The following is a 12481-nucleotide window of genomic DNA, read 5'->3' on the forward strand; positions in this document are numbered from 1 at the left end:
ATGCAAAATTCAAATAAAGCCGTCGTTATTTTTTCCGGCGGTCAAGACTCTACTACCTGCCTATTTCTCGCTATTCAAGAATTTGGTGTTGAAAATGTTGAAGTAGTTACTTTTCAATATGGTCAACGACACGCTATCGAATTAGAAAAAGCACAATGGATTGCTCAAGATCTCGGCGTCAAACAAACGCTTATTGATACCTCTGTCATTAAAGCAATCACCAATAATGCCTTAATGGATAAAAATGCAACAATAGAAAACAAAGACAATATGCCTAATACCTTTGTTGATGGGCGTAATGCGTTATTCCTACTCTACACCGCTATTTATGCCAAAGGGCAAAATATTAATACTATTTTTACAGGGGTTTGTGAAACAGATTTTAGTGGTTATCCAGATTGTCGTGATGTATTTATTAAATCAATGAATGTAACTTTAAATCTCGCAATGGATTATAACTTTAATATTCGCACTCCATTAATGTATTTAACCAAAAAACAGACTTGGGCATTAGCAGATAAATTAGGTGCCTTTGATTATATTCGTGAACATACTCATACTTGCTATTTAGGGGTAGAAGGTGGTTGTGGTAGTTGCCCTAGTTGTGTTCTAAGAGAAAAAGGATTAAAAGAATATTTAAAGGAGCGCCAATCATGTTCAAAATAGCCAAAGAATTTAGCTTTGATATGGCACATTTACTAGATGGGCATGATGGAAAGTGTAAAAATCTACATGGACATACCTATAAATTACAGGTTGAAGTCAGCGGTCAATTACATTCTAATGGTGCAAAACGTGGTATGGTAATGGATTATGCTGATTTAAAATCAATAGTTAAAACTCATATATTAGATAAAATGGATCATGCTTTTTTATATGATTTACACAGCGAAAAAGAATGTCAAATCGCTGAATTATTACAACGCTTTGATTCAAAAACCTTTGGCTTAGCAACAAGAACAACAGCCGAAGAAATTGCTAAATACATTTTTGATACTTTAACCTCATTAGGGCTTTCTGTTAGTTTGATCAGATTATGGGAAACGCCTACATCTTATTGTGAGTACAATGGTAATGAATAAAAAACCAATTACTTACAATATTGTTGAGATTTTTGAATCATTGCAAGGCGAAGGCTTTAATACAGGAATGCCTTGTGTTTTTATTCGTTTTGGAAAATGTAATCTAGCTTGTCCTTGGTGTGATACGCCTTATAACCAATTTCATACAATGAGTCTTGAAGAAATTTATGCAAAAGTGCGGTCGTTTTCAGCAAAGAATATTATCATTACTGGTGGCGAACCCACTATCCAACCACAATTAGAAACTTTACTTGATAAGTTAAAAGAAAATGGTTATTTTCTGGCGATAGAAACCAATGGGTTAAAAAATGTCCCACCACAAATTGACTATATTGCGACAAGCCCTAAGCGAATTTATCAAAAACAATATATAAAACGTCATATTGATACGGCTCATGAAGTTAGAATCGTCGTTGATGGTAATGTAATTGAATTTTGTCAATTTATTGAAAAAACCATTCAAGCTACTCATTACTATTTATCCCCTTGCGAAGAAAACGGCAAGATGAATATGTTAGACACTATTACTCAATTAGGAATATTAAACCAACGAAAAAATAAACCTCATTGGCAATTAAGTATCCAGACGCATAAAATGGCTAAGATTGATTAATAATACTACATAACTTTTTATATAAAATAGAGATAAAAAAAAAATCATAGAATTTTAAATCACTATTTTTTATAGCTCAACAAATAAAGCGGTAATGAACTTACCGCTTTTAGAAAAGCTAAATAGAATATTCTATTTTTACTTGTTGTTGTGTTTCAATCGACTTTCTTGCTGCACAGGCAACAGTAACAGCGTCGATAATACCTTGACTTAAGACATTATTAGTATCATTTTTAGAAAGGCTTTTTAAAACAATTTCAGCTTCGATTTCAACTGCTCGATTTAACCAAAGTGGTGATAGACTCGTGATAGAATTATATTTTTGGGTGGCTTTTCCACTTTCTCTCAAAGATAGATCAGCCTCAAATTCATCATATATATTAAATTGCTCTCTAGTACCATCAGATAACGTCAATGTTACGGTTGAAGTAAAAAAATTTACAACTAATGCACCAAGTTCTCCATAAATAGAAATTCCCCATTCATGTAACCTATAAGCAGTCCCCATTTCTAAAGAAGCAAAAACACCATTCTTAAATTGTAATAATAATTGTATAACGTCATGATGATCTGGTGTATTTGGATGGGCTCTATTTGTTGATTGAGCATAGACAGAACCAATATCGCCTAATAACCAACAAAGCAAATCTAACTCATGAATTTCATTAAATAATTTTCCACCAGTTAAATTAACATCATTTTTCCACCATTTTTTATCTTGAAAATCATCAATCCAACGTTGTCGATTAGCTCTCGCCACCATAATTTTTCCTAGAACATTCTTCTCAAGTAATGCTTTTGTCTTCATTAAGCCAGGTAATGTACGTAAAAGATGGCCGACAAAAACAGTTCTCTTCTTTTCATTTGCCAATGACAATATATCTTCACAGTCTTTTTGGTGAATACTAAAAGGCACTTCAATAAAAATATGGCAACCATATTTTAATGCCATCATTGCAGGCACTTTATGAGCATAATTTGGTGTCGCAATTAATACAAGATCGGGCTTAGTTTCTTGTAGCAATGTTTCTATATCATCATATGCATTAACACCAAATTTACTAGCCAGATTTTCTGCTAAATCAATAGAAAGATCGGTAACACCGACTAACTTAGCTCCTACTTTTGTAAATCCAAGAGCAAGCTGTTGTCCAAAAAATCCACAACCGATTAAAGAAATTTTTATATTATCCATCTTATTTTCCTTTTGTTAAACTTTGTCTTATTGTCTGAAAATAATACAAAATAGCCCTTTGTACTCGTTCAAGATTTTTTTCTTCAACAGCATCAACTAACTCCCTATATTGCATCGCAAGCATAGTTGGTGAAACTTGAATTTTGGGTAACTCAGAATCAAGCTTTTGGTAAATCTGAAAAAAAGCATCTAAATATTGAGATAATAAATGGTTTTCCACCGGTTGATACATTAATAAGTGAATCTCATATTCTTCCTGAATAGAAAATAGACCTTCAGAAGCTTTTTTCTCCATAAGACGAACCAAGCGTTGTAGCTCTTTAACCTCGTCAATACTAATTTTCTGCACGGCAATAGGGGCAAATCCATACTGTAATATTTCCCTAACATCAAGAATATCTAAAATAGGCTTTAAACTATCTTGTAAATGTAGCTGAGCATAAAAAGTTAAACCTCTAATCATTGGCACTAATGAAGATGTTCCTACAAAGGTTCCAATACCATGATGAATATCTAGAATATGCAATGCCTCTAATGATTTTATACTTTCTCGAAGACTAGAACGCCCAACCCCAAGTAAATCAATTAATTCACTTTCAGTGGGCATTAAATCACCAGGTTTCATTTTTCGACTAATGATCAAATCTTTAATCTTCTCTTGAAGGGCAAGAGAGGCTTCTTTTTTTGTTAATTTCTCCATAATTTTCTCATTTTGTGATCCAGATCTCTTTACACAAAGATAAACATAAGACATCATACGTCTGATGACGTTATAAAGTTAAACTATTACCAGCTTATTAATAAAATAGTTTTAAGTTTTATATCTGTTACTTCAAATCTACGAATAAACTATATTTCTATATATTACTTTAAGGTGGATACATATGGCAACGTTATTACTTAATAATATTAATAAACGTTATAACAATGGTTTTAAAGCAGTGCAAGATTTCAATTTAAAAGTTAAAGATAAAGAATTTATTGCATTAGTGGGACCCTCTGGTTGTGGAAAATCAACATTACTCCGTATGATTGCTGGATTAGAAGATATTTCTAGTGGTGAATTTTATATTGACGACCGACTTGTAAATGATATTGAAGCCAAAGATAGAGATATTGCAATGGTATTTCAATCTTATGCTTTATATCCACATATGAGCGTTTATGACAATATGGCTTTTGCATTAAAACTGCGTAAATATCCAAAAGAAGAAATTGATCAAAAGGTAAAAGAAGCCGCAAAAATTCTTGGCTTAGACACACTACTCAATCGAAAACCTAAAGCACTATCTGGTGGGCAAAGACAACGCGTAGCACTTGGACGCACCATTGTTCGCTCACCAAAAGTATTTCTTATGGACGAGCCACTCTCTAACTTAGATGCAAAATTGCGTGCCAATATGCGAGCTGAGATTATTCGTATTCATAAGAAACTGAATGCAACAACTATTTATGTAACGCATGATCAAACAGAAGCAATGACTATGGCAGATCGTATTGTTGTAATGAAATCAGGTGTAATACAACAAATCGGAACACCAAAAGAAATTTATAATGCTCCAAATAATTTATTTGTTGCAGGCTTTATTGGTGCTCCAACAATGAACTTTATTCATGGAAAAATCAATAATGGTAAATTTATCACGTCTAAAGGAACAGAATTAACGATTCCTGAACAATATTATGAACTAATCAAAGAAAAGAATTTTGATCAAAAAGAAATTATTTTAGGCATTAGACCAGAAAATATTTCTAACGATCCAATGTTACTAGGAATATATCAACATTCGATTATCAAAGCTTACATCAATGTTGCTGAACTATTAGGTGCTGAATATATTTTACATACCGATATTGATGGTCAAGAAATTCGAGCCATTGTTCACTCAAGACAAAATATCAAAATGGAGCAAGAACTGAATTTAGCATTTGATATGAGATATGCTCACTTTTTTGATCCTAAAACTGAAAAATCACTATTACAACTTTAGCTGAACCATTGAACGCTTACTCACCAATAGAAAAAATAGGAGATTACTACTATGAAATTAAAAAAATTTTTTTCTGTTTTATTACCAGTAACCCTTGCTTGCTCTTCTTTATTAACTGGCTGTAATGATGAAAATAAAGTAGTAGAAATAAATTCTGGTATGCCAAAAGAAGGACAAGAATTAGTAGGAAATATTACTTTTTGGCACTCTTTTACTCAAGGTCCTCGTTTAGAAGTAATTAAACAAGCCGCAAAGGAATTTGAAGAAAAAAATCCTAAAGTTAATATTAAAATTGAAACATTTTCTTGGAATGACTTTTATACAAAATGGACGACAGGCTTATCCTCAGGAAATGTCCCAGATTTAAGTACTGCATTACCAAATCACGTTGTAGAAATGATTAACTTTGGTGCACTACAACCACTTGGTGACTTAATTGATAGTATTGGTCGAGATAAATTTGCCAAAGCTTCCATTGATGAAGGGACAGTAAATGGAAAAAATTATTCAATCCCTCTCTATTCACACGCACAAGTAATGTGGGTACGTAAAGATTTATTGCAAAAATATAACCTATCTGTTCCTAAAACATGGAATGAACTTTATGAAACCGCTAAAACATTAACCCAAAATGGCGTTTATGGACTTTCAGTCCCTATGGGAAGTAATGATTTTATGGCTACTCGTTTCTTAAACCTATATGTTCGTAGCGGAGGTGGTAGCTTACTAACTAAAGATTTAAAAGCAGATCTTACTAGCCCACTTGTACAAGATGGTATTAAATACTGGGTGAAAATGTATAAAGATACCTCACCTAAAGATTCTGTAAATTATAATGTGTTACAACAAGCAACGTTATATTACCAAGGAAAAACTGCATTTGACTTTAATTCAGGCTTTCAAATCGGTGGTGTAAAAGCTAATTCACCTCAATTATTAGAGTTTGTTGATGCTTATCCTATTCCGAAAATGAATGAGAATGATCCTACCCCAGCTTTAGAAACAGCGAATATTCCATTAGTAGTATGGAAAAACTCTAAACATCCTGATATAGCTAAAGCATTCATGAAAACGCTATATGAAAAAGATAGATATATTGAATTCTTAAAAGCGGTACCTGTTGGTATGCTGCCAGCTATTCAAGGTATCTCAAACGAAGAATCTTATAAAAATAATCCTATCATTGCACAATTCCAACATGCCGAATCTGTAATATCTGATGCACTAGTGCGAGGTTCTGCAATAGGTTATGAACATGGACCTAACTTACAAGCAGGTATTCTAACTAACCAACATATTATTGAAAAAATGTTCCAAGATATTATCGTCAATGGCACCGATCCAATGGTGGCTGCACAAAAAGCAGAAAAAGAACTAAATAATTTATTTGAAATTATTGTAACGAAATAAAAATATACCTCCCTAATATTTCTTAGTAGGTATTAGGGAGAATTTAAAGACTATTCTAATTGATTCTGTAAGGAGCTGTCCTTATGTATTACAAACAAAATAACTATACGAGATGGATATTTGTATTGCCAGCGATGTTGGTTGTATCTGTTCTGTTTGTTTACCCATTCTTATCTAGTATTTTTTATAGTTTTACAAATAAAAACTTAATTATGCCTCATTATAGCTTTGTTGGATTTGCAAATTATCAAGCGGTACTGTCAGATCCAAATTTTTGGCTATCATTTGTTAACTCATTAAAGTGGACAGTATTTTCACTTGTTGGACAAGTATTAGTTGGTTTTTTACTTGCTTTAGCACTAAATAGGGTAAAACACTTTACATGGCTATATAAAATCCTACTCATTATCCCTTGGGCTTTTCCAACTATCGTAATTGCATTCTCTTGGCAATGGATTTTGAATGGTGTGTATGGATATTTACCGAATATTTTAGTGCAGTTAGGCTTTATGGACTTAGCACCCAATTTTTTATCAGATCGTACTTGGGCATTTGTTTGTTTAGTTTTCATTAATATCTGGTTTGGTGCACCAATGATTATGGTGAATGTATTATCTGCATTACAAACAGTACCTTTAGATCAATATGAAGCAGCAAAAATTGATGGTGCAAATGCCTGGCAAGTCTTCCGCTATATTACATTACCTCACATAAAATTAGTTATCGGTTTATTAGTAGTATTAAGAACAGTTTGGGTATTTAATAACTTCGATATTATTTATCTTATCACTGGGGGCGGCCCTGCTAACGCGACAATGACTCTACCTATCTTTGCTTATGATATGGGATGGGGAAGTAAACTATTAGGACGTTCATCAGCCGTTACTGTTCTCCTATTTATGTTCTTACTCTCTGTGTGCTTCGTCTATTTTAAAGTTATTAACCGTTGGGAAAAAGAGGAAAAATAAAATGAAAAAGAAATCTAGTATATTAGGGGATATTATTTCTCATATTTTTCTAATAACAACCACTATTATTGCTATTTTTCCTTTAGTATGGATTTTTATATCATCAATAAAAGGTAAAGGAGAATTAACTAGTGAACCTACTCGTTTTTTTCCAAAATCATTTACTTTAGATTATTTTGAACATGTTATTTATGATTTAAACTTTATTGTAAATATTAAAAATAGCTTATTCATATCACTGATAACAACGACAATAGCAATCGCTATTTCCTCAATGGCTGCTTATGGAATAGTAAGATTTTTTCCTAAATTAGGATCAATTATGTCTAAGTTATTGGTTACTACATATATTTTTCCACCAATTCTATTAGCTATTCCTTACTCTATTGCAATGGCAAAAGTAGGGTTAACAAATACCACAACTGGATTGATTGTTGTATATCTCTCATTCAGTGTGCCTTATGCCGTTTGGTTGCTTGTTGGATTTTTCAAAACCGTTCCTGTTGAAATTGAAGAAGCTGCAAAAATTGATGGTGCAAATAAATTTACCGTATTTTTTAAAATTGTCTTACCGCTTGTATCACCAGGTATTGTAGCTACCGCTATCTATACGTTTATTAATGCTTGGAATGAATTCTTATATGCGCTTATCTTAGTGAATGACACAAGTAAAATGACCGTAGCTGTAGCATTACGCTCTCTCAATGGAGCCGAAATTCTTGACTGGGGAGATATGATGGCAGCCTCTGTTTTAGTTGTAATTCCATCAGTAATATTCTTCTGCTTTATACAAAATAAGATTGCAGCAGGATTATCTGAGGGGTCAGTAAAATAATATTATTAGGAGAATAAAAATGATTAAATATGGTGTTGTAGGCGTTGGCTATTTTGGTGCTGATTTAGCTCGCTTTATGAACGAAAATAACGATGCAAAAGTTACTATGGTATATGATCCTGAAAATGGAGAAGACATAGCTAAAGAATTAGAATGCATTGCCGCTAAAAGCTTAAAAGAGCTAGTCAGTAGCCCCGAAGTAGATTGCGTTATTGTAGCTACACCTAATTATCTACATAAAGAACCTGTTATTGAAGCCGCTAAAAATGGAAAACATGTTTTTTGTGAAAAACCAATAGCATTAAGCTATGCAGATTGTGATGAAATGGTTCGTACTTGTGAAGAAAATAATGTTATCTTTATGGCTGGTCACATAATGAACTTTTTTAATGGTGTTCATCATGCAAAAGAACTGATCAAACAAGGTGTTATAGGTAAAGTGCTTTATTGTCATTCTGCTCGTAATGGCTGGGAGGATGAACAACCTACAATTTCTTGGAAAAAAATACGTGAAAAATCTGGCGGTCATTTATATCATCATATTCACGAATTAGATTGTATTCAATTTATTATGGGCGATATTCCTAAAACAGCCACAATGACAGCTGGTAATGTTGCACATCAGGGTGAAAAATTTGGTGATGAAGATGATATGCTATTTTTAAACCTTGAGTTTGATGACAATCGCTTTGCTATTCTTGAATGGGGATCTGCATTCCGTTGGGGAGAACATTATGTTTTGATACAAGGTGAAAAAGGGGCAATCAAGTTAGATATGTACCATTGCAAAGGCACATTGCGTGTTGATGGTAAAGATACTTATTTTCTTATTCACGAAAGCAAAGAAGAAGATGATGATCGTACAAGAATTTACACTAGCACAGAAATGGATGGTGCAATTCAATATGGTAAACCTGGAAAACGCACACCAATGTGGTTAAGTTCTGTTATGCGTAAAGAAATGAAATACCTCAATGATATTCTACATGGAATGCCAGCAACCGAGGAATTTAAAAAACTACTTACTGGCGAAGCTGCTCGTGCAGCAATAGCAACAGCTGATGCTTGTACAAAATCAAGATATGAAAATAGAAAAGTTAAAATAACAGAAATTACTGGCTAAAAATATATTGTTTAAAGTACAAAATTAATCTGCATCTTAAAAATAAACTAATTTTATTTATTAAGATGCAGATTATTATCATTCAATTATTAACTTCAAGTAACAATCGATCTATCACTCGTTTATTCGCTGGTGGAAATTGTCCAGCATCTAATTCAGATTGTGCAATCCATTCCCCCTCTTGTCCTTCTCGCCCAAAAGGTGTACCGAACCATTGTTCAACAAGGTAAAAATAAAAATGAATAATCTTTGTTGGGTATTCAAAAGAAAATTCCTCAAAAAGCACCGCACTTAATACTTGAATATCAATTTCTTCTTCAAGCTCTCTTATTAATGCTTGTTTTGGCGTTTCACCTTCTTCAACTTTACCCCCGGGAAATTCCAAAGATTGAGCAAAGTCTTGCCCTTCTAAACGTTGTGTTAGATAAATCTGCCCAAACTCATCTCGAATAATGCCAGCTGAAACCTTTACTATTGGCTTTATCATTTTATATCCTTACAAAAAACGAAAAAAAGCGGAAATTATCCGCTTTCTCTTAATCATTAAACACGCTTAGCTTTATTGCCATGACAATGTTTATATTTCTTACCTGAACCACAAGGACAAGGCTCATTACGACCTATTTTTCGATCAGAATAGTCGTATTCAGCATTTTCGGTAGTATCTGTTGCTCCCCCTTGATAAACCATTCCATTATTTTCTTGTTGTTGAGCAACTTGACGCATACGCTCTGCTTCTGCGATTTCTTCTTGAGTGCGAATTTGTACACGACTTAAAGTTGTAATCACTAATAATTTTAATGACTCCAACATATCAGTAAACATTTGGAAAGATTCTTTTTTATATTCTTGCTTAGGATCTTTTTGTGCATAGCCTCGTAAATGAATACCACGACGTAGGTGATCCATAGCTGAAAGATGTTCTTTCCATAGCTCATCTAAGGCTTGTAACATCACACCCTTTTCAAAACGACGCATTGTTTCTTCGCCAACAAGTTCTTCTTTACGCTTATATTGAGAAACCGCTTCTTCAAGAATACGTTCACGTAAACGCTCTTCATGTAAAGTATTATCTTCATCAATCCATTGTTGTAATGGTAAATCAAGCAGAAAATCTTGTTTCAGACGCTGCTCTAATGCTGGAATATCCCACATTTCTTCTAAAGATTGCGGTGGAATATATTGATCAATTACCGTATTAAATACGTCTGCACGGATTACATCAATCGTTTCTGAAATACTTTCATTATCTAATAATGTATTACGCTGTTCATAAATAGCATGACGTTGATCATTAGCTACATCATCAAATTCAAGTAGGTTTTTACGACCATCAAAGTTATGTGCTTCTACTTTTGCTTGAGCTGAAGCGATAACTTTAGTCAGCATTTTAGATTCCATCGCTTCGCCTGGTGTAGTAAAGGCTTTTCGCATTAAATTGAGTTTACTTTCATTTAAATAAATACGCATTAACGCATCATCTAAAGAAAGATAAAAACGAGATGAACCTGGGTCGCCTTGACGTCCAGAACGCCCACGAAGCTGATTATCAATACGGCGTGATTCATGGCGTTCTGTACCAATAATATGTAAACCACCCGCTTCTTTTACAATATCATGGCGTTTTTGCCAAGCGGCTTTAATTTCTTCAATCTGTGCTTCAGTTGGCTTATCTAATTTTTCAATTTCTGCTTTCCAGTTTCCACCCAATACAATATCGGTACCACGACCAGCCATATTGGTTGCAATAGTCACTGCACTTGGAGCCCCAGCGTTCGCAACAATCTCTGCTTCTTGAGCATGGAATTTTGCATTTAACACATTATGTTTTATTCCAGCTTTTTTCAGTGCATTAGATAACAATTCTGATTTTTCAATAGAAACCGTCCCAACAAGCACAGGTTGCTGACGAGCAACACAGTCTTTAATATCTTCAATAATCGCATCAAATTTATATTGTTCATTTTCAAACATTACGTCCGTACGATCATCACGGATCATCGGACGATTAGTTGGAACTACTACTGTTTCTAAACCATAAATCTGTTGAAACTCAAAGGCTTCGGTATCAGCAGTCCCCGTCATACCCGCTAATTTTTCATATAAACGGAAATAATTTTGGTAAGTAATGGAGGCTACCGTTTGATTTTCTGATTGAATCTTCACTCCCTCTTTTGCTTCAATAGCTTGATGTAATCCATCAGACCAACGGCGACCAGCCATTGTACGACCAGTATGTTCATCAACAATAACAATCTCACCATCTTTAACAATATAATCAACATCACGTTCAAATAATGTATTTGCACGTAATGCCGCATAAACATGATGTAACAAGGTAATACGACTTGGTGAATATAATGATTCTCCCTCATTCATTAAACCTTGCTCAATTAACCATTGTTCTGTTTTTTCTTGTCCACGTTCAGTTAAATAAGCTTGTTTTGATTTTAGATCCAAAGTGTAATCGCCATCACCGATGTATTCTTCCGTATCTTCTTTTTCTTGTTTAATCAGATTTGGAATCAGTTTATCCACTGCAATATAAAGCTCTGAACTATCTTCTGCTTGCCCAGAAATAATCAATGGAGTACGAGCCTCATCAATTAAAATTGAGTCCACTTCATCGACTAACGCATAATATAAATCTTTTTGAAAACGATCTTCAGGAGAGTGAGCCAAATTATCACGCAAATAATCAAAACCTAGTTCACTATTTGTGGCATAAGTAATATCCGCGGCATAAGCGGCACGTTTTTCAGCTGGCGGTAAACCGGGAATATTGACACCAACGGTCATTCCTAAAAACTCAAATAAAGGGCGATTAGTTTCTGCATCACGGCGAGCTAGATAATCATTTACTGTGACAACATGAACCCCTCTACCAGGTAAAGCATTTAAATAACAAGGTAAGGTTGCAGTTAATGTTTTACCTTCCCCTGTACGCATTTCAGCAATACAACGATCATTAAGGATCATTCCACCAACTAATTGCACATCAAATGGACGCATTCCTAAAACACGTTTACTTGCTTCTCTTACTGTCGCAAATGCTTCTGGGATTAAATTTTCTAATTTTTCACCACTCTTTAATCGCTCACGAAACTCTGCTGTTTTAGCTTTTAATTCATCATCACTTAAGGCTTCAAACTCTTTTTCTAGTTTATTGATAATATTAACTTTTTTGTTTAGGCGACGTAAGATTCTATCGTTACGACTACCAAAAATTTTTGTAGCTACTGTTCTTAACATAATTTTTTCTTT

The 12481-nt window shown here is 33.8% G+C and carries 11 protein-coding genes and 2 pseudogenes; 8 read left to right on the forward strand and 5 right to left on the reverse strand.

Translation table 11 applies throughout. From position 1 onward, the window contains the following. The 3 genes from queC to EV697_RS05330 are packed head-to-tail and all read left to right on the forward strand — an operon-like array spanning position 1 to position 1695. Positions 1 to 666 (forward strand): 7-cyano-7-deazaguanine synthase QueC, encoded by a 666-nt coding sequence (queC, locus tag EV697_RS05320; protein ID WP_132023419.1) that lies wholly within the window; start codon positions 1 to 3, stop codon positions 664 to 666. Continuing rightward, positions 654 to 1082: a 6-carboxytetrahydropterin synthase QueD gene (gene queD, locus EV697_RS05325; RefSeq protein ID WP_132023421.1), complete on the forward strand. Its 429-nt coding sequence runs from the start codon at positions 654 to 656 to the stop codon at positions 1080 to 1082. Before queC ends, queD begins: the two co-directional genes overlap by 13 nt. Next, complete coding sequence (locus EV697_RS05330; RefSeq protein ID WP_132023423.1) at positions 1075 to 1695, forward strand: 7-carboxy-7-deazaguanine synthase QueE; 621 nt, start codon at positions 1075 to 1077, stop codon at positions 1693 to 1695. The genes queD and EV697_RS05330 overlap by 8 nt, the downstream gene beginning before the upstream one ends. A gap of 118 nt (positions 1696 to 1813) precedes the next feature. On the opposite strand, the gene EV697_RS05335 is transcribed toward EV697_RS05330, so the two are convergent. After that, on the reverse strand, positions 1814 to 2890 hold the full coding sequence (locus tag EV697_RS05335; RefSeq protein ID WP_132023425.1) for a Gfo/Idh/MocA family protein: 1077 nt from the start codon (positions 2888 to 2890) through the stop codon (positions 1814 to 1816). Position 2891: 1 nt separating this feature from the next. After that, positions 2892 to 3590 carry a FadR/GntR family transcriptional regulator gene (locus tag EV697_RS05340; protein WP_132023427.1) on the reverse strand — a complete coding sequence of 233 codons (699 nt, stop codon included), beginning with the start codon at positions 3588 to 3590 and terminating at the stop codon, positions 2892 to 2894. 184 nt (positions 3591 to 3774) lie between these two features. On the opposite strand from EV697_RS05340, the gene EV697_RS05345 reads away from it, so the two are divergent. The 5 genes from EV697_RS05345 (at position 3775) to EV697_RS05365 (ending at position 9217) form a co-directional block, all read left to right on the forward strand. Further along, entirely contained in the window at positions 3775 to 4881 is a 1107-nt protein-coding gene (locus EV697_RS05345) for an ABC transporter ATP-binding protein (protein WP_132023429.1), read from the forward strand. A gap of 51 nt (positions 4882 to 4932) precedes the next feature. Next, positions 4933 to 6291, forward strand: a complete 1359-nt coding sequence (locus tag EV697_RS05350; RefSeq protein ID WP_132023431.1) for an ABC transporter substrate-binding protein — start codon at positions 4933 to 4935, stop codon at positions 6289 to 6291. Between the two features lie 83 nt (positions 6292 to 6374). After that, the gene (locus EV697_RS05355) at positions 6375 to 7259 is read left to right on the forward strand and encodes a carbohydrate ABC transporter permease (protein WP_132023433.1); all 885 of its coding nucleotides are present in this window, start codon (positions 6375 to 6377) and stop codon (positions 7257 to 7259) included. 1 nt (position 7260) lies between these two features. Then, the gene (locus EV697_RS05360) at positions 7261 to 8094 is read left to right on the forward strand and encodes a carbohydrate ABC transporter permease (RefSeq protein WP_132023435.1); all 834 of its coding nucleotides are present in this window, start codon (positions 7261 to 7263) and stop codon (positions 8092 to 8094) included. Positions 8095 to 8113: 19 nt separating this feature from the next. Beyond that, a complete protein-coding gene (locus EV697_RS05365; protein ID WP_132023437.1) occupies positions 8114 to 9217 on the forward strand; it encodes a Gfo/Idh/MocA family protein in 1104 nt (367 codons plus the stop codon). 82 nt (positions 9218 to 9299) lie between these two features. Here EV697_RS05365 and mutT read toward each other — a convergent pair whose 3' ends face one another. The 3 genes and pseudogenes from mutT to secA form a co-directional block, all read right to left on the reverse strand. Next, positions 9300 to 9704 carry an 8-oxo-dGTP diphosphatase MutT gene (mutT, locus tag EV697_RS05370; RefSeq protein ID WP_132023439.1) on the reverse strand — a complete coding sequence of 135 codons (405 nt, stop codon included), beginning with the start codon at positions 9702 to 9704 and terminating at the stop codon, positions 9300 to 9302. 56 nt (positions 9705 to 9760) lie between these two features. Then, positions 9761 to 9847, reverse strand: a pseudogene (locus EV697_RS10120) (SEC-C metal-binding domain-containing protein); the annotation flags it as partial. A gap of 86 nt (positions 9848 to 9933) precedes the next feature. Beyond that, a pseudogene (secA, locus tag EV697_RS05375) lies at positions 9934 to 12469 on the reverse strand (preprotein translocase subunit SecA); the annotation flags it as partial. Between the last annotated feature and the right edge of the window lie 12 nt (positions 12470 to 12481).

This window comes from Bisgaardia hudsonensis (assembly GCF_004345785.1).
Lineage (GTDB): Bacteria > Pseudomonadota > Gammaproteobacteria > Enterobacterales > Pasteurellaceae > Bisgaardia > Bisgaardia hudsonensis.

Coding starts and splice junctions, on each gene's coding strand:
- EV697_RS05345 (WP_132023429.1), top strand. CDS start 3,775: ATGGCAACGTTATTACTTAATAATATTAATAAACGTTATAACAATGGT.
- EV697_RS05365 (WP_132023437.1), top strand. CDS start 8,114: ATGATTAAATATGGTGTTGTAGGCGTTGGCTATTTTGGTGCTGATTTA.
- EV697_RS05360 (WP_132023435.1), top strand. CDS start 7,261: ATGAAAAAGAAATCTAGTATATTAGGGGATATTATTTCTCATATTTTT.
- queD (WP_132023421.1), top strand. CDS start 654: ATGTTCAAAATAGCCAAAGAATTTAGCTTTGATATGGCACATTTACTA.
- EV697_RS05350 (WP_132023431.1), top strand. CDS start 4,933: ATGAAATTAAAAAAATTTTTTTCTGTTTTATTACCAGTAACCCTTGCT.
- EV697_RS05340 (WP_132023427.1), bottom strand. CDS start 3,590: ATGGAGAAATTAACAAAAAAAGAAGCCTCTCTTGCCCTTCAAGAGAAG.
- queC (WP_132023419.1), top strand. CDS start 1: ATGCAAAATTCAAATAAAGCCGTCGTTATTTTTTCCGGCGGTCAAGAC.
- mutT (WP_132023439.1), bottom strand. CDS start 9,704: ATGATAAAGCCAATAGTAAAGGTTTCAGCTGGCATTATTCGAGATGAG.
- EV697_RS05330 (WP_132023423.1), top strand. CDS start 1,075: ATGAATAAAAAACCAATTACTTACAATATTGTTGAGATTTTTGAATCA.
- EV697_RS05355 (WP_132023433.1), top strand. CDS start 6,375: ATGTATTACAAACAAAATAACTATACGAGATGGATATTTGTATTGCCA.
- EV697_RS05335 (WP_132023425.1), bottom strand. CDS start 2,890: ATGGATAATATAAAAATTTCTTTAATCGGTTGTGGATTTTTTGGACAA.